This is a genomic window from Allokutzneria albata, from assembly GCF_900103775.1.
Lineage (GTDB): Bacteria > Actinomycetota > Actinomycetes > Mycobacteriales > Pseudonocardiaceae > Allokutzneria > Allokutzneria albata.
In genome coordinates, this window is the sequence record NZ_LT629701.1 from 1797188 (window position 1) to 1817100 (window position 19913).

The window sequence follows — 19913 nt, forward strand, 5'->3', positions numbered from 1 at the left end:
CGGATATCGTTGCTGCTCGTGGACCTGGTGCGGCATCTGCGGTACTTCCTGGCGGTGGCCGAGGAGCTGCACTTCGGCCGGGCCGCGCGCCGCCTGCACATGTCCCAGCCGCCGCTGTCGCAGCGCATCCAACGCCTGGAGCACGAGCTCGGGGTGCGCTTGTTCGACCGCGCCGCGCGGCAGGTCCGGCTCACCGACGCGGGTGCGGCGCTGCTGGTCGAGGCCCGTGAGGTGCTCGGCCGGGTCGATCACCTGCACACCGTCGCCGACCGGCTCCGGCGCGGGGAGGCGGGCGTGTTGCGCGGCGGCATGCTGCCCGACCTGCCCGGGGACGTGGTGGCCGGACTGGTGTCGGAGTTCCGCGAGCGGTGTCCCGACGTGCGGCTGACGTTGCGGGAGCTGACCTCCGCCGAGCAACTGCGCGCGCTGGCCGATCGCACTGTGGACGTGGGCGTGCTGCGGCATCCCTTCGACGCGCCGTGGCTGGACCAGGGCGAAGTGCTGAGCCAGCCGCTCGGGGTGCTGTGCCCGCCGGGGTGGCCGCCCGGTCCGCTGCGGCTGGCCGATCTCGCCGGGCAGGAGCTGGTGATCTTTCCGAGGGCGACCGCGCCGGCGCTGCACGACGAGCTGCTGTCGACGTGCGCTCGGCACGGGTTCACCCCCCGCGTGGTGCACGAGGCGGCCACTCCCGGGTTCGCACTCGGCCTGGTGCTGGCGGGCGGAGCCGTGGCGCTGCACCACCTCGGCTCCCCACCACCGCACCCGGACGTGCGGTGCCTGCCGGTCGTCGGCTCCCCCTTGGCGTTGCGCACCTCGCCCGTGTGGCCACGCGGGAAGCACACTCCGGCGGTGGCTGCCTTCACGGCGATCCTCACCGCCCGCCTCACGCCCGCCGAAGCCGAGCCCCGCCCACCCCTCCACCCTCGGCCCACTACGGAGTACCTGCCATGACAGTTGCCGCTGAGGTGGCGGAGCGCTTCGCCGACGCCGGAGTGACCGGTTGGCTGCACGCCCGCGAGATCGACGGGACCCGGGAGGTCTCGGTCGGCGCCGACACACCCGTGGTGCTGGCGAGCGTGTTCAAGCTGCCGTTGCTGGTGGCGGTGTTCCGGGCGGCGGAGACAGGTGAGGTGGACCTCGCCGGTCGAGTGACGCTCGACCCGGGGGCGCGCAGCAGCGGGCCGACCGGCATCGGCGCCATGTTCGACCAGGTCAGCATGTCCGTGCGGGATCTGGCGCTGCTGGCGATGTCGGTATCGGACAACGCGGCCGGCGACGCGTTGGTGGACCTCGTCGGGTTCGAGGCGATCAACCGCGTGACCGAGTCCCTGGGGCTCACCACCACATGTGTGGTGCAGCGCAGCCGGGAGCTGACGGAGTCGATGGTGCGCGATGCCGGGGTCGCCGACGCGGGTGAGCTGGCGCCGCTGCTGACCGATCGGCGCGTGCTGCGGACCCTGAGCGCGTTGCGGCCGGAGAGCACCAATCGGAGCACGCCTCGTGAGATGACCGCGCTGCTCGCCGCGCTGTGGCGGGACGAGGCCGCTTCGCCGGAGTCGTGCGCGGCGATGCGGCGGCTGCTGGGGTTGCAGGTGTGGCCACACCGGCTCGCGTCCGGCTTCCCCTTCGACGACGTCCGGGTCGCGGGCAAGACCGGCACCCTGCCGACGTTGCGCAACGAGGTAGGGGTTGTCGAGTACCCAGACGGGGGCCGCTACGCCGTGGCCGTCTTCACCGCCAGCGTGCGCACGTCGCTCACGCTGCCCGCCGCGGACGCCGTCATCGGCACCGCCGCACGCGTCGCCGTAGATCACCTGCGGGCGGGTTAGGCGATTGGCTAGACAAGGGTCGAATAGGGGTGAGAGTGACCACCTTGATCGACCCCGGCCTGCGCCGAAGTGGCTACGATCCCCCGCATGACGCTGCCGTCCGAAGATCCGCTCGCGGGGTCGAGCATCGGCGCCGACGAGCTGTCCCTGGCCGCCGACTTCCCGGCGGTGAGCCGAGAGGACTGGCGCGCGCTGGTCGCCGGTGTGCTGCGGAAGTCCGGAGTGGACACTGAGGGACTCGAGCGGCCCGAGGATCGTTTCGCGCGGACCACCTACGACGGGATCACCGTCGCTCCGCTCTACACCGCCGAGGACCCCGCGCCCGCGGCCGGGGTGCCCGGGCTCGCGCCGTTCGTGCGCGGCGGCCAGCTCCGGCGCGAAGGCTGGGACGTGCGGCAGCGGCACGGCCTGTCCGACGCCAAGGCGACCAACGACGCGATCCTGGCCGACCTGGAGAACGGCGTCACCTCGCTGTGGCTGACCCTCGGTGAGCAGGGCCTGCCGATCGACGAGCTGGGCGAAGCCCTCAACGGGGTCTACCTCGACCTCGCGGGTGTCGTCCTGGACGCGGGGGCGGATGCGGCCCGCGCCGCTGACGCGTTCTTGGCGCTGGCCGAGAACCCGAGCGGCAACCTCGGCTTCGACCCCCTGGGGTACGAGGCGAAGACCGGCGCGGCCGGTGACCTGGCGGAGATCGCCGCCTACGCGAACCGCGCGCCGAACCTGCGGACGATCGTCGTCGACGCGCTGCCGTACCACGACGCGGGCGGCAGCGACGCGGAGGAACTGGCCTGCTCCCTGGCCGCGGCCGTGGCCTACCTGCGGGCGCTCACCGACGCCGGACTGTCCGTTGTGGACGCTTTCCGGCAGATCGAGTTCCGCTACGCCGCCACCGCCGACCAGTTCCTGACCATCGCCAAGTTCCGCGCCGCACGGCGGTTGTGGGCTCGCGTCGCGGAGTTGTCAGGCGCGCCGGACGAGCCGCAACGGCAGCACGCGGTCACCTCGTCGGCGATGATGACGGCGCGCGATCCGTGGGTGAACATGCTGCGCACGACGCTCGCGACCTTCGGCGCGGGAGTCGGTGGCGCGGATTCGGTGACCGTGCAGCCGTTCGACGCCTGCCTCGGTCTGCCGGACGACTTCTCCCGCCGCATCGCCCGCAACACGCAGTCCTTGCTGCTGGAGGAGTCCCACGTCGCGCGCGTGCTCGACCCCGCGGGCGGCTCGTACTACGTGGAGAAGCTGACCGACGACCTGGCCAACGCCGCGTGGGCCTGGTTCACCGAGATCGAGCGCGCGGGCGGGTTCGTCACCGCGCTGCGCTCGGGCAAGATCGCCGAGCGGCTCGATGCCACGTGGGCGAAGCGCCTCAAGCGGATCGCCCACCGCAAGGACGCGATCACCGGCGTCAGCGAGTTCCCCAACCTGGGCGAGAAGCTGCCGGTCCGCCCGGCCGCGCCCGCGCCGCCCGGCGGTGGCCTGCCCCGTCGTCGCTACGCCGAGCCCTTCGAGCAGCTGCGCGACGCCGCCGACGCCGCACCGACCCGCCCGAAGGTGTTCCTGGCGACGATCGGCACGGTCGCCGCGTACACCGCGCGGGCGACCTTCGCGGGCAACCTGTTCCAGGCGGGTGGCGTCGAGACACCCGCGGCCGGACCGGGCACCGACCCCGCCGCGATCGCCAAGTCCTTTGTGGACAGCGGGGCGACGGTGGCGTGCCTGTGCGGGCACGACAAGGACTACGCCGAGCACGCCGAACCCGTCGCTCGCGCGCTGAAGGAGGCGGGTGCGCGGACCGTGCTGCTCGCCGGGAAACCGGGGGAGCGGGAGAGAGTCGACAGTTACGTGTACGCGGGCTGCGACGCCCTCGACGTCCTCCGCACCACCCTAAGCCAGGCAGGAGCCCTCTGATGGCGCCGCACATCCCCGACTTCGGCAACCTCGACCTCGGCGGCGGCTCCGCGCCCGGCGTCCGGCAGTGGCGGGACCGGCTCGGACAGGACCCCGCGGAACTGCTGTGGGAGACCCCGGAGGGCATCCCGGTCCAGCCGCTCTACACGGCCGAAGACCTTGCCGGACTGGACTTCCTGAACACCTACCCGGGCGCCACCCCGTACCTGCGCGGGCCGTACCCGACCATGTACGTCAACCAGCCCTGGACGATCCGCCAGTACGCCGGCTTCTCCACCGCCGAGGAGTCCAACGCCTTCTACCGCCGCAACCTCGCGGCCGGGCAGAAGGGCCTGTCGGTCGCCTTCGACCTGGCCACCCACCGCGGCTACGACTCCGACCACCCCCGGGTCCCGGGCGATGTCGGCATGGCGGGCGTGGCGATCGACTCGATCTACGACATGCGGCAGCTCTTCGACGGCATCCCGCTGGACCGGATGAGCGTGTCGATGACCATGAACGGCGCGGTCCTGCCCGTGCTGGCGCTCTACATCGTCGCCGCCGAGGAGCAGGGGGTGGCCCCGGAGAAGCTGACCGGGACCATCCAGAACGACATCCTCAAGGAGTTCATGGTCCGCAACACCTACATCTACCCGCCGCAGCCGTCGATGCGGGTCATCTCCGACATCTTCGCGTTCACCTCGCAGAAGATGCCGAAGTACAACTCGATCTCCATCTCCGGCTACCACATCCAGGAGGCCGGGGCGACCGCCGACCTGGAGCTGGCCTACACCCTCGCCGACGGCGTGGAGTACCTGCGCGCCGGGCGCGAGGCCGGACTGGACATCGACGCCTTCGCGCCCCGGCTGTCCTTCTTCTGGGCGATCGGCATGAACTTCTTCATGGAGGTCGCCAAGCTCCGCGCCGCCCGGCTGCTGTGGGCCAAGCTGGTCAACCGGTTCGAGCCGAAGAACCCCAAGTCGCTCTCCCTGCGCACGCACAGCCAGACCTCGGGCTGGTCGCTGACCGCCCAGGACGTCTTCAACAACGTCGCGCGCACCTGCGTCGAGGCCATGGCCGCCACCCAGGGGCACACGCAGTCCCTGCACACCAACGCCCTCGACGAGGCGCTGGCGCTGCCGACCGACTTCTCCGCGCGCATCGCCCGCAACACGCAGCTGCTGCTGCAGCAGGAGTCCGGCACCACCAGGGTGATCGACCCGTGGGGCGGCAGCGCGTACGTCGAACGGCTGACCTACGACCTCGCCCGCCGCGCCTGGAGCCACATCCAGGAGGTCGAGGCCGCGGGCGGCATGGCCAAGGCGATCGACGAGGGCATCCCGAAGCTGCGCGTCGAGGAGGCCGCCGCGCGCACCCAGGCCCGCATCGACTCCGGGCGCCAGCCGGTGATCGGCGTGAACAAGTACCGGGTCGACGCCGACGAGGCCATCGAGGTGCTCAAGGTCGACAACAAGGGCGTGCTCGCCCAGCAGATCGAGAAGCTGCGCAGGCTGCGCGAGGAACGCGACGAGCAGGCCTGCCAGGAGGCGCTGAGCGCGCTGACCAAGGCCGCGGACGCCGCGATCACCGGCAGCAGGGGGCCGGGGCTGGACCAGAACCTGCTCGCCATGGCCATCGACGCCGCGCGGGCCAAGGCCACCGTCGGGGAGATCTCCGACGCGCTGGAGAAGGTCTACGGTCGGCACGCGGGCCAGATCCGCACCATCTCCGGGGTCTACCGGCAGGAGGCCGGGGAAGTGAGCAACATCGAGAGGACGCGGCGGGCCGCCGAGGAGTTCGAGCTGGCCGAGGGCCGCAGGCCGCGCATCCTGGTCGCGAAGATGGGCCAGGACGGGCACGACCGCGGCCAGAAGGTGATCGCGACGGCCTTCGCCGACCTCGGCTTCGACGTGGACGTCGGCCCGCTGTTCCAGACCCCCGCCGAGGTCGCCGCGCAGGCGATCGAGGCGGACGTGCACATCGTCGGCGTCTCCTCGCTGGCCGCCGGCCACCTCACCCTGGTGCCCGCGCTGCGCAAGGAGCTGGCCGACCTGGGCCGCGAGGACATCATGATCGTGGTCGGCGGGGTGATCCCGCCCGGCGACTTCGACGAGCTGCGCGCGGCGGGCGCCACCGCCATCTTCCCGCCCGGCACGGTGATCGCCGACGCCGCGCTGGACCTGCTCGCCCAGCTCTCCGCGCAGCACGGGCACGCCGCCTGATGGCTCCGAAACCGGTTGACGTCGGCCAGTACGCGGAAGGGGTGCTCGCGGGATCGCGGGCGTGGATCGCGCGGGCGATCACCCTCGTGGAGTCCCGCAGGGCCGACCACCGCGCCGCCGCGCAGGAGCTGCTGACCGAGCTGCTGCCGCACTCCGGGAAGGCCCGCAGGGTGGGCATCACCGGCGTGCCCGGCGCGGGCAAGTCGACCTTCATCGACACCCTGGGCAGCTCGCTGACGGCCGCGGGGCACCAGGTGGCGGTCCTCGCGGTCGATCCGTCCTCGACGCGCAGCGGCGGCAGCATCCTCGGCGACAAGACCCGGATGGCCCGCCTCGCCGTGGACCCGCGCGCCTTCGTGCGGCCCTCGCCGACCGCGGGCACGCTCGGCGGCGTCGCCAAGGCCACCCGCGAGACGATCGTGGTGATGGAGGCGGCCGGGTACGACGTCGTCCTGGTGGAGACCGTGGGCGTCGGCCAGTCCGAGGTCACCGTCGCCGACATGGTGGACACGTTCCTGCTGCTCACCCTCGCCCGCACCGGCGACCAGCTCCAGGGCATCAAGAAGGGCGTCCTGGAACTCGCCGACGTGATCGCGGTGAACAAGGCCGACGGCGAGCACGCGCGCGAGGCGAAGAAGGCCTCCCGGGAGCTGGCCGGAGCGCTGCGGCTGCTGCGCATGGGCGAGGACGGGTGGGACACGCCCGTGCTGACGTGCAGCGCGCTGGAGAACACCGGCGTCGACGACGTGTGGGCGAAGATCGTCCAGCACCGCGACCACCTGTCCGCCTCCGGAGCGCTGGACGCGGTGCGGCGCAAGCAACTCCTCGGCTGGACGTGGACCATGGTGCGCGACCAGCTGCTCCAGGAGCTGGCCGACCACCCCAAGGTCCGCGAGATCGGCCCCGCGCTGGACAAACAGGTCGCCGAGGGCACGCTGACCCCAGCACTGGCCGCACAGCAAATCCTGGCGGCGTTCCGCGGCTGAGCTTGTACGGTGCCCTCGTGTGTGTCTACGCGTTCGCGCACTACAAGCTGCACTACGTGTGCACCGAGTGCCGCCTGAGTTTCAAGCGGCACTACCCGGAACAGGGGCGCGAGCACCTCTGCCCCACATGTTCCGAGCCGATGCGCTGCGCGGGCCACGACTTCGCCGCCCCGTCCCGCCACGACGTGCGGGCGTGGTCGGTGGTGGCCGCGGTGCTGGGAGAAGGACTGCGCTACGAGGGTTTCGAGCCCTGCGGTTGCGGCAAGCAGCCCAAGTACCGGCCGCGCACCAGAGCCGAGCTGCGCGCCCGCCGTGCCGCCGCGCGACGCGAAGGCATTCCTCTGGCGGAGGCCCTGTCCCGCCGGGACGCCCACGTGGCAGAAGGCTGATCGCAACCTCGTCGTGGTGTGGGCGGGTGATCGTTCCCGATACGCTCCGAAGTCGCTCTGAGTAGTGGGATGGCCACTCAGCGCCGAGAGGAGCCCGATGAGCGACACCGACGGAGCGCTGCCCACCGGCTTCGAGGTCGTCGAGCTGATCGACGAGGACCCCGTCGCCACCACCTACCTCGTGCGCGGTCCCCGGCGCGACGCGGTGCTGACCGTGGCGCGCTCACGCGTCGCCGACGAGGAGCGGGCGGAGTGCCTGCGCTGGGCCGACGCGCTCACCATCGCCGCGGCCTCGCCGAACATCGCTGACGTGATCTCCGCGGGGCTCACCCATGACGGGCGGCCTCACCTGGTGTGCGCCACAGGGGAGACCTTGTCGGCACGGATCTGCGACAGCCGGGCGCTCTCGTTGTGGACCGCACAGGCATACGGCGTCGGCATCGCGGACGCGTTGGCCGCGGCGCACGCGGCGGGGCTCTCGCATGGGGCGGTTCAGCCCGGCACGGTCCTGGTGATCGACGACGGTGCGGTGCTCGCCGGGTTCGGGACCACCGCACCCGGGCTCACCGCGCCAGGAGTGGTTGACGTCTACACCGCGCCGGAGCACATCGCCGCCGTCTCGGCCGGACGTGTTGAGGCAAGCGAGGCTGGGGACATCTACAGCCTGGGCGTGACCCTGTACGTCGTGCTCGGCGGCACCGTGCCGTGGCAGGACGCGCCGATGGACCTCGCGCTGCGGAGCGAACAGCTGCCGGGTCTTCCTGATGTGTCGGTGGAACTGCTCGACCTGCTGCGGGCAGCCGTGTCCGTGGACGACGCCGCGCGGCCCACGGCGGAGCAGCTGCGGGACTGGCTGATCGGGCTCGACCTCGCGGAGGTGGACCGCGCGCGACCGGTCGCGCCGAGCCTGCTTGGCGGGCGGGGCAGTGCGCGCGTGGGGAAGCGCAGCGCCGTGTTGATCACCGCCATCAGCGGGACGCTCGGTGTCGTCGGTGGAGTGACCAGCGCGGGCGGTACCGGCACCAGCGCCGGTGCGGTCACGACTGCGACGACCGGGGGAAGAGCGGTCACCAAGGTCGTGGTGGTGTCCGTGGTCGTCGCGGCGGTCGGCGTCGGCGGAGGCTACGTCGGGAAGCAGATCTACGACGACGCGACGTGCGACAACGTCGTGGCGGACAAGCAGTCCGCGCAGGTGCTCAGCGACGGCGCGGACCTGGTCGACCAGGCCGGGTACGAGTTCACGCTGCGGCTGGGGGAGCGGATCACCACCAGCGGGGCGGCCGACCCTTCCGCGAAGGAAGTGCGCTTTTCACTGCCCGCCAATGAGGAGGGACGCCTTGTCGGCGGCAAGTTCTACGCCGGGCGCGCCGACAAATGGGCCGAGGTCGACCCCGCCTCCGACAAGGGAAAGCTCCTGGCGGCCGCCGCGGCGCCGATCGAGGCGGTGAAAGCCGTGCTGCCGAGGGTGGCCACGATCAACCGGAACGGCTGCGACTTCGACGGCACGCTCACCCGGGAGGGGAAGCAGCCGATCCCCTTCACGGCGAGCGTCGAAAAGGACAGGGGCCGCCTGGTCTCCTTCGCGTCGGGGGAAGTCGAAGCCAGGTTCAGCAACTTCGAAGTTCCCGTCGACGTACCCGCGCCGTCCGTCGCACCGAAGACGGTTCAAGGCATCTGGGAGCAGAAGCGGGAAGGTGGCTACGTCAATCGACTTCTGGTGAACAACTCTTTCGTTCGGATAGTGCCGATATCACCGTCGGGAGGGGACGACGTCGCTTCGGGCTGCATCAAACAGGGGCAGACCGACCCGGCGGTGCCGAGTCTCCAGGTCACGCTGGAGTGTCCACCGGACCTCTCGCCCGGCAGGCTCGCCGCGGTGACCATCCGGGTGGTGGGGGACAGGGAGGTCGTCGTCGACGGCGTCCGGACGTTGAGCGGGACCTACGCGCTGGTCCAGCGGTGACCCGCCTGCCCGGCGCACGGCCGCCGAGCCTGCGCGAATTCGGTCTCTCAATGGGAGTGGTCCGCGTGTCGCGGTGAGTGCGGCCATTGGTGCCCATAGGGTGAGCGGTTGCCGGTCGCGCCGCTGACGCAGGGTGTCCAGGTAATTCCAGGCAGGTGCCGTGGTGAATGGGTCGCAACGGGATCGCCGCGTAGTTGGTCACGTGTTTACGGGCGCACAGTTCGCTTACCCCTACGGGGATGTGAATGCCAGGGGACGGCTTGATAGCGTTACGCCCAACACCTGCTCAGTCACTTTCTAGTGAGGCGCACTCATGGCACAACGCACTATCGTCCAGCTGATCGACGACTTGGACGGCAGCACCAGCAGTGACATTTCCCGCGTCGAGTTCGGCCTGGACGGTCTCACCTACGAGATCGACCTGAACGAGTCGAACGCGGCCGCGCTGCGGGACAAGCTCGCTCCCTTTGTCGAGGCCGCTCGCCGCATCGGTGGCCGGGCCAAGTCGGGCACCGGCAGGCGCGCCGCGGGGGAGGGGCGCAGCAAGGAGGAGACCAAGGCCATCCGGGACTGGGCCAAGGCCAACGGGCACGAGGTCTCCGACCGGGGTCGCATCCCCGGCAACGTGATCGAGGCGTTCGAGGCCGCGCGCGCCTGAGTTGGGCTGAGCCCGCTGCCGATCGGCAGCGGGCCTTCTTCGGTCGACAGAATTCTACTAGCTCAATGATTTCAGTGTCGAGTGAAATCAATCTCACCAAAAAGCCAACAACACAAAGCGCAAGGACGGGAGCCTGGGAGGATGCCGGGGTGATGAGGAAGTGAGGCGGCCGGTCACGCGGGTCGTGTGCGCGTGGTGCGGGCTCGAACGGAACCGGTTGGTGCAGTCGGGAATGCCGCTCTGGTGGTGCTCGGACGCCTGCCGGGGCGCGTCACGGCGCGGAGCGAGGGCCGAGCCGGGGCAGCGCGTGGAGCTGGGGCGCGATCGCAGGCGCCGGGAGCGGCTGGAGCGGCTGCACGCGATCTTCGACCGGATCACGCCGCTGACACCGCTGTCCTATGTGGACGCACGGCTGCTGATGGCCGAGCTGAGCGGGGACAAGCTCTGGTTCCTGCACCCGAAGCCGGCCTACCGCTCGGCGTCGCGGCAGTGGCACCCGGACGTCGGCGGTGACGCGAAGGTCTTCCGGCTGCTCCAGGTGGTGAACGACACCGTCGAACGCGGCCCGCGCTGACCCGGTGGGGTGATGCACCCAATGCGGCATTCGTTACGTCTGACGTAACGAATGCCGCATTGGGTGCGTAGGCGCTGGGGTCAGAACTCGCCGACGCCGGTCACGTAGATGACCGCCGTGCCTTCCTCGTCGGAGCCCGCGAGGTCGACCTCGGCGACGATGCCCCAGTCGCGGTTGCCGTCCGGGTCGTCGAAGGTCTGCCGGACGATCCAGCGCTCGGGCTCCTCGGTGATCTGGAGCATCTCCGGGCCGCGGGCGTTCGCGCCCGTGCCGATCTCGTCGTACTCCTCGAAGTACGCCTCGACGGCGTCGCGCCAGGCGTCGGCGTCCCAGCCCGCGTGCTTGTCCAGCTCGCCCAGCTCGTAGTAGTTGCGGCGGGCGGCGAGTTCGACGCGGCGGAACAGCTGGTTGCGCACGAGCACCTTGAAGGCGCGCGCGTTGGCGGTGACCGGGGGCGGGCCGGTGTCCTCGGCGGGCTCGGGGCGGATGCCCTCTTCGTCGTCCTCGGGGTTGCGCAGGCGTTCCCATTCGTCGAGGAGGCTGGAGTCGACCTGGCGGACGAGTTCGCCGAGCCATTCGATGATGTCGGTCAGCTCGTCGGTCTTGGCCTCGTCGGGGACGGTGTGCCGCAGGGCCTTGTACACGTCGGCGAGGTAGCGCAGCACCAGGCCCTCGGATCGGGCGACCTGGTAGTAGGACACGTACTCGACGAAGGTCATCGCGCGCTCGTACATGTCGCGGACGACGGACTTGGGCTGCAGTTCGTGGTCGGCGACCCAGGGGTGGCCCTGGCGGTACATGTTGTAGGCGGCTTCGAGGAGGTCGGCCAGCGGCTTGGGGTAGGTGACGTCCTCCAGCAGCGCCATCCGTTCCTCGTACTCGATGCCCTCGGCCTTCATCTTGTTGACGGCCTCGCCGCGCGCCTTGAACTGCTGCTGGGACAGGATCGGGCGCGGGTTCTCCACGATGGACTCGATGATCGAGACCACGTCGAGGGCGTAGGAGGGGGACTCGCGATCGAGCAGGTCGATGGCGGCGAGCGCGAGCGGGGACAGCGGCTGGTTGAGGGCGAAGTCGAACTGGAGGTCGACGGTGAGCCGGACGCGGCGGCCTTCCTCGTCGGGTTCGGGGAGCTGTTCGACGACGCCCGCGGCGAGCAGGCCGCGGTACATGGCGATGGCGCGGCGGATGAGCTTGCGCTGGGTGGGGCGGTCCTCGTGGTTGTCCTCGAGGAGGTGGCGCATGGCGGTGAAGGCGTCGCCGGGCCGGTTGATCACGTTGAGCAGCATGGCGTGGCTGACCTTGAAGGTGGAGGTCAGCGGTTCGGGTTCGGCGGCGATCTGGCGTTCGAAGGTGGGTCTGCCCCAGGAGACGAAGCCTTCCGGTGCCTTCTTGCGGACGATCTTGCGCTTCTTCTTGGGATCGTCGCCCGCCTTGGCGATGGCGCGTTCGTTCTCGATGTCGTGGTCGGGGGCCTGGACGACGACGGTGCCCGCGGTGTCGTAGCCCGCGCGCCCGGCGCGGCCCGCGATCTGGTGGAACTCGCGGGCTTTGAGGTGGCGGGTGCGGACGCCGTCGTACTTGCTGAGCGCGGTGAGCACGACGGTGCGGATGGGGACGTTGATCCCGACGCCGAGGGTGTCGGTGCCGCAGATGATCTTGAGGAGTCCGGCCTGGGCGAGTTGTTCGACGAGGCGGCGGTACTTGGGGAGCATGCCGGCGTGGTGGACGCCGATGCCGTGCCGGACCAGGCGGGAGAGGGTCTTGCCGAAGCCCGCGGTGAAGCGGAAGTTGCCGATGAGGTCGGCGATGGCGGCCTTCTCGGCCTTGGTGCAGACGTTGATGCTCATCAGGGCCTGGGCGCGTTCGAGTGCGGCGGCCTGGCTGAAGTGCACGACGTAGACGGGGGCGCCCTGGGTGGCGAGCAGTTCCTCCAGGGTTTCCTGGAGGGGGGTCATGGCGTAGCGGTAGTGCAGGGGGATGGGGCGTTCGGTGTTGGCGACGACGGCGGTGGGCCTGCCGGTGCGGCGGGTCAGGTCGGTCTCGAAGCGCCGGACGTCGCCGAGGGTGGCGGACATGAGGACGAACTGGGCGCGGGGGAGTTCGAGGAGGGGGACCTGCCAGGCCCAGCCGCGGTCGGGTTCGGAGTAGAAGTGGAACTCGTCCATGACGACCTGGCCGACGTCGGCGTCCGCGCCGTCGCGGAGGGCGATGTTGGCCAGGATCTCCGCGGTGCAGCAGATGATGGGGGCGTCGGAGTTGACGCTGGAGTCCCCGGTGAGCATGCCGACGTTGGCGGGGCCGAAGGTGTCGCAGAGCGCGAAGAACTTCTCCGAGACCAGGGCTTTGATGGGCGCGGTGTAGAAGCTGCGCGTCCCGTTGGCCATGGCGGTGAAGTGGGCGCCGACGGCGACGAGGCTTTTCCCGGAGCCGGTGGGGGTGCTGAGGATGAGGTTGGCGCCGGAGACGATCTCGATGAGGGCTTCCTGCTGGGCCGGGTAGAGCTCGATGCCCTGGCCGGTGGTCCAGGTGGTGAAGGCGTCGAAGAGCGCGTCGGGGTCGGCGCTGCCGGGGAGTTGGTCGGTGAGCGTCATGGTGCCCTCGATCGTGCCTGGTCGTCCGGCGTGGCGTGTGGCGGGGTCGGAGATCCGCCCGGCGGGGTCGGGAGCCGGTTGTGAAGATCGCGTACCGGGCTCGCATCTGTGTATGTTGATGTGGTGATTTGTCCCAAGTGTCAGAACGTGATGCAGACCGTGGATCGCCAGGGTGTCCACATCGAGCAGTGCACCGGCTGCCGGGGCATCTTCCTCGATCGTGGGGAGCTGGAGCAGATCGCGGCGGCCGAGCAGCGCTACTACAACGCCGCGCCGCCTCCGCCCTACGCCGGTGGGCACCCGGGTCACCACGATTCGCCGAGGCCCTACCGCGGGCACCACGATTCGCCGCGGCCGTACCGGGGCGGGTACCACGATTCGCCTCGTCCGTACCACGGTGGGCACCACGACTCGCCCCGGCCGTACGGGCACAAGAAGAAGAAGAGTTTCTTCGACCAGCTGTTCGACTGATGTGAACTTGTTGATCTGCCCGGCGTGCGGGGCTCGGACCGATGTCCCGCGCGTCGAGGGGTCCCCTGCGGTGGTGGTCTGTGCGGACTGCGGTCATCGGCGGGGTTTTCACCGGTTGCCGTTGTTGTGCTTGACCGGGCCGAGTGGCACGGGGAAGTCGACGGTGTGCCGGGAGTTGGCGGCGCGCCTGTCCGAGCATGTCGTGGTGCTGGAGCAGGACGTGCTGTGGGTGGACGGTCTGCGTGATCCGGCGGAGAACCATCGGGCGTTCCGGTCGACGTGGCTGCGGGTGATCTCGATGATCCAGCAGAACGGGCGGCCGGTGCTGTTGTGCGGGACGGTGGTGCCGCCGGAGTTCGAGCCGTTGCCGGAGCGGGCGTTGTTCGCCGATGTGCACTACCTGGCGTTGATGTGCGAGCCGGAGGTGCTGGCGGAGCGGTTGCGGCGGCGGCCGGCGTGGCGCGGGTGGTCGGAGCCGCGGATCGCGGAGACGCTGGAGTACGCGCAGTGGCTGCGTGACGAGGGTGCGTCGTTGTCTCCGCCGGTGGGGTTGCTGGACACCACGGGTGTTCCGGTGGCCGAGACCGTGGACGCGGTGTGCTCGTGGGTGGCGAAGACCTTGGGGTTGGCTCAGGCGCTCGGGGAGTCACCCGCATAGGGTCTTGTGCATGAGCACTCACTTCGACGTCGTGGTTCTGGGCGCTGGCCCGGGTGGGTACGTGGCCGCGATCCGGTCTGCCCAGCTGGGACTGCGGACGGCGATCATCGAGGAGCGGTACTGGGGCGGGGTCTGCCTCAACGTGGGCTGCATTCCCTCGAAGGCGCTGTTGCGCAACGCCGAGCTGGTGCACCTGTTCCAGCATGAGGCAAAGGCCTATGGCATCCGGGTGGACGGGCAGGTGTCCTTCGACTACTCGGCGGCGTTCCAGCGCAGCCGCAAGGTCGCGGACGGGCGCGTCAAGGGCGTGCACTACCTGATGAAGAAGAACTCGATCACCCAGTTCACCGGGCGGGGCGAGTTCCTGGACGCGAACTCGATCAGGGTCGGGTCAGACGTGGTGCGGTTCGACCACTGCGTCATCGCGGCGGGGGCGACGACGCGGTTGCTGCCGGGGACGGCGCTGGGGCCGCGGGTGGTGACCTACGAGGAGCAGATCCTCAGCGAGCAGCTGCCGGAGAGCATCGTGATCGCGGGTGCTGGCGCGATCGGGGTCGAGTTCGCGTACGTGCTGCACAACTACGGCGTCAAGGTGACGATCGTGGAGTTCGCCGATCGGATGGTCCCGCTGGAGGACGCCGAGGTGTCGGCGGAGCTGGCGAAGCGGTATCGGCGGCTGGGCATCGAGGTGCTGACCTCGACGAAGGTGGAGTCCATCGAGGACACCGGTCGTGATGTGCGGGTGACCGTGTCCACGAAGGACGGTCAGAGGGTGCTGGAGGCCGACAAGGTCCTGCAGGCGATCGGGTTCGTGCCGCGGGTGGAGGGCTACGGCCTGGAGCGGACCGGGGTGCGGTTGACCGAGCGCGGTGCGATCGACATCGACGGCCGGTGCCGGACGAGTGTTCCGCACATCTTCGCCATCGGTGACGTGACGGCGAAGCTGATGCTGGCCCACGCCGCGGAGTCGATGGGGGTCATCGCGGCGGAGACCATCGCCGACGCGGAGACGATGGAGCTGGACTACGTGATGATCCCGCGGGCGACGTACTGCCAGCCGCAGATCGCCAGCTTCGGGTGGACCGAGGCGCAGGCGCGGGAGAAGGGCTTCGACGTCCGGGTGGCGAAGTTCCCGTTCACCGCGAACGGGAAGGCGCACGGGCTCGGGGACGCCGCGGGCTTCGTGAAGATCATCAGCGATGCCACGCACGGGGAGCTGCTGGGTGCGCACCTGATCGGGCCGGAGGTGACGGAGCTGTTGCCGGAGCTGACGCTGGCGCAGCAGTGGGACCTGACGGTGCACGAGGTGGCGCGCAACGTGCACGCGCACCCGACGCTGGGCGAGGCGGTGAAGGAGGCCATCCACGGCCTGGCCGGTCACATGATCAACATGTGAGGCGGGAGGGGTCCCGGGCGGGTGGGCTTATGGTGCCGGGGTGCCTCGCGTACTGAAGTTCGTCCTGGGGTTCGCCTGCTTCCAGGTCGTGGCAGGCGCCGTTCTGGTGGTGGTGGCCGCGGCCGACGTCTTCGACCGGTCAGCGCGTCGACGACGGGCTCGTCACGGGTTTGACCGTGATGGCGGCGTTGGTCGCCGCGGTGCTCTGGGCGGCGGTCGGGGTGATGCGCGGCCTGGAGTGGGGGCGGCAGTTCCTGATCGCGAGCCGTTGGTGATCATCCTGCTGGCGTCGGCGGGGTTCGTGGTCTATGCGCTGTGCAGTGGGATCGTCAGGTCGTGGTTCGCGTACAAGGCCTACCACCGCCAGTTCTGACGCTGCTATGGTCTGCCGCATGCAGCGCGCTTTGGTGACGACGACGCCGGATCCCGTCCCGGCGCGCTGACCGTTGTCTGATACGAAGCCCCGGGGCGAGTGCCCCGGGGCTTCGTCTTGTGGTCACTCGCCTCACCTTTCCGCGAGGAGACCGCCGTGCACGACCACCGCAAGCTCGGCCGCGAGCTGGACCTGTTCGACTCCGATCCATTGATCGGTGCGGGTTTGCCGTACTGGTTGCCGGACGGCGCGGTGGTGCGGCACGTGCTGGAGGAGTTCGTCCGCGGCCTGGAGCGGCGGGCGGGGTATCGGCACGTGTGTTCGCCGGTGCTGGGCAAACGGGAGTTGTACGAGCTGTCGGGGCATTGGGCGCACTACCGGGAGGACATGTTCCCGCCGATGGATCTCGGTGGTGAGCAGGTGGTGTTGCGGCCGAGCCTGTGCCCGCACCACGCGGTGATGTTCCGGGCGCGGCCGCACAGCTACCGGGATCTGCCGTTGCGGATGGCCGAGCTGGGCGGGATGTACCGGGCGGAGTTGTCGGGGGTGCTCGGCGGGTTGAGCCGGGTGCGGGCGATCCAGCTCAACGACGCGCACGTGTTCTGCACCCCGGACCAGGTGGCCGAGGAGGCGCGGGCGGCGTTGGAGCTGGTCCGGGAGGCGCACGCGGCGCTGGGGATCGCGCCGGTGCGGTACCGGTTGTCGTTGCCCGGCGTTGACGGGAAGTACGTGGCCGATCCGGAGCTGTGGCGGCGGGCGGAGCAGGTGCTGCGCGGGGTTCTGTCCGATGTGGACTATGAGGCGGTCGAGGGGGAGGCGGCGTTCTACGGTCCGAAGATCGACGTTCAGATCGCCGACGCCGCGGGGCGGGAGTCCACCCTGTCGACCGTTCAGGTGGACTTCCACCAGCCGCGGCGGTTCGGCCTGTCCTACGTGGGCCCGGACGGGGCGAAGCACCGGCCGGTGATGGTGCACCGGAGCGTCATCGGGAGCCTCGAACGGGTGGTGGCGCACCTGATCGAGCTGCATGGTGGCGCGTTCCCCGCGTGGCTGGCGCCGACCCAGGTCGTGGTGCTGCCGGTGTCGGCGGCGGAGGTGCCGTGTGCGGAGGAGTTCGCGCGGTCGGCCGATCTGCGGATGGTGGTGGAGGGGCCGGAGCGGGGCAGTCTCGGTGCGCGGGTGCGTGCGGCGCGGCTGGTGCCGTTCCAGGTGGTCATCGGCGCGCGGGAGGCCGCTGCGGGGCAGGCGTCGGTGCGGTCGCGCGACGGCGGGAAGTGGGACCCGGCGCCGGTCGCCGAGGTGCTGGCGCGGATCAGCGCAGCTGCCCGGCCCGGTGCAGGTGGTCGAAGATGATCTGGTCGACCGGGGCGACGCGGTCGCGGTCGGCGTAGCCGAGCCAGATGATCTCGTCGATCTCGCTGCTGGGTGCGAGGGTGCCGGTGAAGGTGGCGGTGTAGCAGGTCATCCGGACCTCGACGCCCGGAGGGTGGCCGTGCGCCTGGGCCTGGAAGGTGCCCAGGTGCACGGCGCTGGTGGGGTCGATGGCGACGGTGAGCTCCTCCGCGATCTCGCGCATGAGGGTCTGGATGTCGCTCTCGCCGGGATCGCGTTTGCCGCCGGGGAGGTAGAAGGTGTCCTTGCCGCGGGAGCGGGTGGACAGGATGCGTCCCGCGTCCAGGTGGATCCATGCGATCTTGTCGATGGTCATGGTGGCGATGGTAGGGACGGTGGACGGATGACGGTCGTCGGGGCGCTGCAACTCGGGTCTTGTGTTTCCACAGCGGCAACTGTGGACAAGGTCCTCGGCTACGAGGAGCGGTTGCGGGAGTCGGGTGCGGCGGTGGTGGTGCTCCCGGAGGCGCTGCTCGGCGGCTACCCGAAGGGGTCGTCGTTCGGGACGCGCGTCGGGTACCGGCTGCCGGAGGGACGCGAGGAGTTCGCCGAGTACTTCTCCCGCGCGGTGGAGGTGCCGGGCCCGGAGATCGCCGAGCTGGCCGGGCTGTCCGCGCGGACCGGGGTGTCGCTGGTGGTCGGAGTGATCGAGCGAGCGGGCTCGACGCTGTACTGCACGGCGGTGTTCCTGGACCCGGAGGCGGGGGTGGTGGCCAAGCACCGCAAGCTGATGCCGACCGCGGCCGAGCGGTTGATCTGGGGGCAGGGCGACGGGTCGACGCTGCCCGTCGTACCTACCGCGGCGGGGCTGGCCGGTGCGGTGATCTGCTGGGAGAACTACATGCCGTTGTTGCGGACGGCGATGTACGCCAAGGGAGTTCAGCTCTGGTGTGCGCCCACTGTGGACGATCGCGAGGTCTGGCAGTCCACCATGCGGCACATCGCGGTGGAGGGCCGGTGCTTCGTGGTGAGCGCGTGCCAGTACCAGCCCGAGGAGCCGTCGCTGCCCGGCTCGCGGATCAACGGCGGCAGTGTGGTCGTAGGCCCGCTCGGTGAGGTGCTGGCCGGGCCGTTGACGGGGGAGGAGGGGTTGGTCACCGCCGCCATCGACGTCGGAGCGCTGGCCGGTGCCCGCTACGACTTCGACGTCACCGGCCACTACGCGCGCCCTGACGTCTTCACGCTCACCGTCGACGAGACCCCGCGTCCGGCGGTGACGTTCACATCGCGGTGACGGGGACGGCGACGCGGGTGATGAACCGTTCGGACTCGGTGGTCGCCGGGTCGCTGAGGTAGGTCTCACGGACGGGCCCCTGTGGCGTGTGCCCGTGTTCGTGGATCCAGGCAAGAACCGCGTTGTAGGTAAGGGAAAGTTCCTCGAATGGTCCGATGTGGACGATCACGGCGGCTGGGGTGGCCGGGAGGGTCTCGATGTCCACGCCGGGCGGGCTCGCCTGCGTGGGTACCGCGGCGGCGACCTCCAGTGCGGGCGTGAGGTCGAGCGGGTACAGCCCCATCGGCGGGCCCTGGACGTCGTCGACCGCGGCGAGCAGGCGGGTGACGCAGTCGCCGTAGGTGCGGCCGATGTCCTCCGGCGTGCAGCTCCCGCGCTGCACCGCGACGCGCAGCGCGGGTTCGTGGGAGAGGCTGATGTCCCTGCGCTCCAAGCCTTCACGCATCAGGCGTTCGACACCGCGGAGTGCGGCGTGCTGGCGGCGGAGCTGGGCGTCGATGCGGTCGCGTTCCCCGCTCAGCACTCGTTGCCGGGTCTGCTCGTCGCCCGCGAGGAGATCGGCGATCGCCGCGAGCGGCACGTCGAGCGTGCGCAGCAGCCCGATGGTCAGCGCCGCGCGCGTCTGGTCGCGGGTGTAGTAGCGGTAGCCGCTGCCGGGGTCGACGTGGGCCGGGCGGAGCAGCCCGAGGTCGTCGTAGTGGCGCAGCTGCTTGACGCTGAGCCGGCAGAGCCGGGCGAAGCGGCCGATCGGGAACAGTTCGTCGGGCATGGGACCAGTCCGGTCTAGTGGTCGCGGAGGCGTTGGAGTTCGGCGACGGTGCTGACGCGGGTCGCGGCGAGGAACTCCTTGATCGCGCCGACGTGCTCGACGGGGAAGCGTTCCAGGTCCTCGCGGGTGCGCGCGGCCAGGCCCTCGTAGTAGCGGTCGGCGCGCCGCAGGCCTTCCTCGGTGGGCTCGATGAGCACGCGGCGGCGGTCCTTCGGGTCGGGGACGCGGCGGATGCACCCGGCGGCGTCGAGCCGGTCGACCATCCGGGACGCCGCGCCGGGGCTGAGGCCGACCCGCTCGGCCAGGACCCCGGGGGTGGCCGGGCCGTGGTGGTTGAGCGCGTGCAGGCAGTGCAGGTCCGAGGTGACCACGCCCATCCGGTCCGCGATCAGCGCGTTGAGCTGCACCAGGGCCACCGCCCAGTCCGGCATGGAGTCGATCACCTCGGTGATCAGCTCGTCCTTGTTCGTCATGTTGACACGACCCGATCGTCCAAATAGGTTGTGCGACGC

At 70.4% G+C, this 19913-nt stretch carries 18 protein-coding genes; 14 read left to right on the forward strand and 4 right to left on the reverse strand.

Features of this window, described 5'->3' with window-relative positions; genetic code table 11:
- The first annotated feature begins 18 nt into the window (after positions 1–18).
- The 9 genes from BLT28_RS07910 to BLT28_RS07950 all read left to right on the forward strand — a co-directional run bounded on the left by BLT28_RS07910 (position 19) and on the right by BLT28_RS07950 (position 10514).
- On the forward strand, positions 19–951 hold the full coding sequence (locus BLT28_RS07910; protein ID WP_043813819.1) for a LysR family transcriptional regulator: 933 nt from the start codon (positions 19–21) through the stop codon (positions 949–951).
- A complete protein-coding gene (locus tag BLT28_RS07915) occupies positions 948–1829 on the forward strand; it encodes a serine hydrolase (protein WP_030432996.1) in 882 nt (293 codons plus the stop codon). The genes BLT28_RS07910 and BLT28_RS07915 overlap by 4 nt, the downstream gene beginning before the upstream one ends.
- A gap of 87 nt (positions 1830–1916) precedes the next feature.
- Positions 1917–3743, forward strand: a complete 1827-nt coding sequence (locus tag BLT28_RS07920) for a methylmalonyl-CoA mutase family protein (RefSeq protein WP_030432997.1) — start codon at positions 1917–1919, stop codon at positions 3741–3743.
- A complete protein-coding gene (scpA, locus tag BLT28_RS07925) occupies positions 3743–5944 on the forward strand; it encodes a methylmalonyl-CoA mutase (RefSeq protein ID WP_030432998.1) in 2202 nt (733 codons plus the stop codon). Before BLT28_RS07920 ends, scpA begins: the two co-directional genes overlap by 1 nt.
- Positions 5944–6930, forward strand: a complete 987-nt coding sequence (gene meaB, locus BLT28_RS07930) for a methylmalonyl Co-A mutase-associated GTPase MeaB (RefSeq protein ID WP_030432999.1) — start codon at positions 5944–5946, stop codon at positions 6928–6930. The genes scpA and meaB overlap by 1 nt, the downstream gene beginning before the upstream one ends.
- Before the next feature lie 17 nt (positions 6931–6947).
- Entirely contained in the window at positions 6948–7319 is a 372-nt protein-coding gene (locus BLT28_RS07935; protein ID WP_081900762.1) for a hypothetical protein, read from the forward strand.
- 97 nt (positions 7320–7416) lie between these two features.
- Entirely contained in the window at positions 7417–9282 is a 1866-nt protein-coding gene (locus BLT28_RS07940) for a protein kinase domain-containing protein (RefSeq protein WP_030433001.1), read from the forward strand.
- Positions 9283–9595: 313 nt separating this feature from the next.
- Entirely contained in the window at positions 9596–9940 is a 345-nt protein-coding gene (locus BLT28_RS07945) for a histone-like nucleoid-structuring protein Lsr2 (protein ID WP_030433002.1), read from the forward strand.
- 160 nt (positions 9941–10100) lie between these two features.
- Positions 10101–10514 carry a hypothetical protein gene (locus BLT28_RS07950; RefSeq protein WP_030433003.1) on the forward strand — a complete coding sequence of 138 codons (414 nt, stop codon included), beginning with the start codon at positions 10101–10103 and terminating at the stop codon, positions 10512–10514.
- Positions 10515–10594: 80 nt separating this feature from the next.
- On the opposite strand, the gene BLT28_RS07955 is transcribed toward BLT28_RS07950, so the two are convergent.
- Positions 10595–13108: a DEAD/DEAH box helicase gene (locus BLT28_RS07955; RefSeq protein WP_030433004.1), complete on the reverse strand. Its 2514-nt coding sequence runs from the start codon at positions 13106–13108 to the stop codon at positions 10595–10597.
- 123 nt (positions 13109–13231) lie between these two features.
- Between BLT28_RS07955 and BLT28_RS07960 the strand changes: the two genes are divergently transcribed.
- The 4 genes from BLT28_RS07960 (at position 13232) to thrS (ending at position 17359) form a co-directional block, all read left to right on the forward strand.
- On the forward strand, positions 13232–13579 hold the full coding sequence (locus tag BLT28_RS07960) for a TFIIB-type zinc ribbon-containing protein (protein ID WP_081900763.1): 348 nt from the start codon (positions 13232–13234) through the stop codon (positions 13577–13579).
- Positions 13580–13709: 130 nt separating this feature from the next.
- Positions 13710–14237: an AAA family ATPase gene (locus tag BLT28_RS07965; RefSeq protein WP_407638797.1), complete on the forward strand. Its 528-nt coding sequence runs from the start codon at positions 13710–13712 to the stop codon at positions 14235–14237.
- 10 nt (positions 14238–14247) lie between these two features.
- Positions 14248–15633, forward strand: a complete 1386-nt coding sequence (gene lpdA, locus BLT28_RS07970; protein ID WP_030433007.1) for a dihydrolipoyl dehydrogenase — start codon at positions 14248–14250, stop codon at positions 15631–15633.
- A 529-nt stretch (positions 15634–16162) separates the two neighbouring features.
- Positions 16163–17359, forward strand: coding sequence for a threonine--tRNA ligase (gene thrS, locus BLT28_RS07975; RefSeq protein WP_030433008.1), 1197 nt, complete (start codon positions 16163–16165; stop codon positions 17357–17359).
- On the opposite strand, the gene BLT28_RS07980 is transcribed toward thrS, so the two are convergent.
- On the reverse strand, positions 17319–17714 hold the full coding sequence (locus BLT28_RS07980) for an NUDIX hydrolase (RefSeq protein ID WP_030433009.1): 396 nt from the start codon (positions 17712–17714) through the stop codon (positions 17319–17321). The genes thrS and BLT28_RS07980 overlap by 41 nt on opposite strands.
- Positions 17715–17741: 27 nt before the next feature.
- Here BLT28_RS07980 and BLT28_RS07985 point away from each other — a divergent pair, with 27 nt between their 5' ends.
- Positions 17742–18632 carry a carbon-nitrogen hydrolase family protein gene (locus tag BLT28_RS07985; RefSeq protein ID WP_030433010.1) on the forward strand — a complete coding sequence of 297 codons (891 nt, stop codon included), beginning with the start codon at positions 17742–17744 and terminating at the stop codon, positions 18630–18632.
- Here the strand turns inward: BLT28_RS07985 and BLT28_RS07990 are convergent.
- Both BLT28_RS07990 and BLT28_RS07995 read right to left on the reverse strand, forming a co-directional pair.
- Positions 18619–19401: a MerR family transcriptional regulator gene (locus BLT28_RS07990; RefSeq protein WP_030433011.1), complete on the reverse strand. Its 783-nt coding sequence runs from the start codon at positions 19399–19401 to the stop codon at positions 18619–18621. The two genes, BLT28_RS07985 and BLT28_RS07990, sit on opposite strands and share 14 nt — an antisense overlap.
- Before the next feature lie 14 nt (positions 19402–19415).
- Positions 19416–19874, reverse strand: coding sequence for a MarR family winged helix-turn-helix transcriptional regulator (locus BLT28_RS07995; protein ID WP_030433012.1), 459 nt, complete (start codon positions 19872–19874; stop codon positions 19416–19418).
- Positions 19875–19913: the final 39 nt, after the last annotated feature.

Excerpts from the sequence above, each read along its gene's own strand:
- BLT28_RS07915 (WP_030432996.1), top strand. The coding sequence starts at position 948 with ATGACAGTTGCCGCTGAGGTGGCGGAGCGCTTCGCCGACGCCGGAGTG.
- BLT28_RS07920 (WP_030432997.1), top strand. The coding sequence starts at position 1,917 with ATGACGCTGCCGTCCGAAGATCCGCTCGCGGGGTCGAGCATCGGCGCC.
- scpA (WP_030432998.1), top strand. The coding sequence starts at position 3,743 with ATGGCGCCGCACATCCCCGACTTCGGCAACCTCGACCTCGGCGGCGGC.
- meaB (WP_030432999.1), top strand. The coding sequence starts at position 5,944 with ATGGCTCCGAAACCGGTTGACGTCGGCCAGTACGCGGAAGGGGTGCTC.
- BLT28_RS07940 (WP_030433001.1), top strand. The coding sequence starts at position 7,417 with ATGAGCGACACCGACGGAGCGCTGCCCACCGGCTTCGAGGTCGTCGAG.
- BLT28_RS07945 (WP_030433002.1), top strand. The coding sequence starts at position 9,596 with ATGGCACAACGCACTATCGTCCAGCTGATCGACGACTTGGACGGCAGC.
- BLT28_RS07955 (WP_030433004.1), bottom strand. The coding sequence starts at position 13,108 with ATGACGCTCACCGACCAACTCCCCGGCAGCGCCGACCCCGACGCGCTC.
- lpdA (WP_030433007.1), top strand. The coding sequence starts at position 14,248 with ATGAGCACTCACTTCGACGTCGTGGTTCTGGGCGCTGGCCCGGGTGGG.
- BLT28_RS07980 (WP_030433009.1), bottom strand. The coding sequence starts at position 17,714 with ATGACCATCGACAAGATCGCATGGATCCACCTGGACGCGGGACGCATC.
- BLT28_RS07985 (WP_030433010.1), top strand. The coding sequence starts at position 17,742 with ATGACGGTCGTCGGGGCGCTGCAACTCGGGTCTTGTGTTTCCACAGCG.
- BLT28_RS07990 (WP_030433011.1), bottom strand. The coding sequence starts at position 19,401 with ATGCCCGACGAACTGTTCCCGATCGGCCGCTTCGCCCGGCTCTGCCGG.
- BLT28_RS07995 (WP_030433012.1), bottom strand. The coding sequence starts at position 19,874 with ATGACGAACAAGGACGAGCTGATCACCGAGGTGATCGACTCCATGCCG.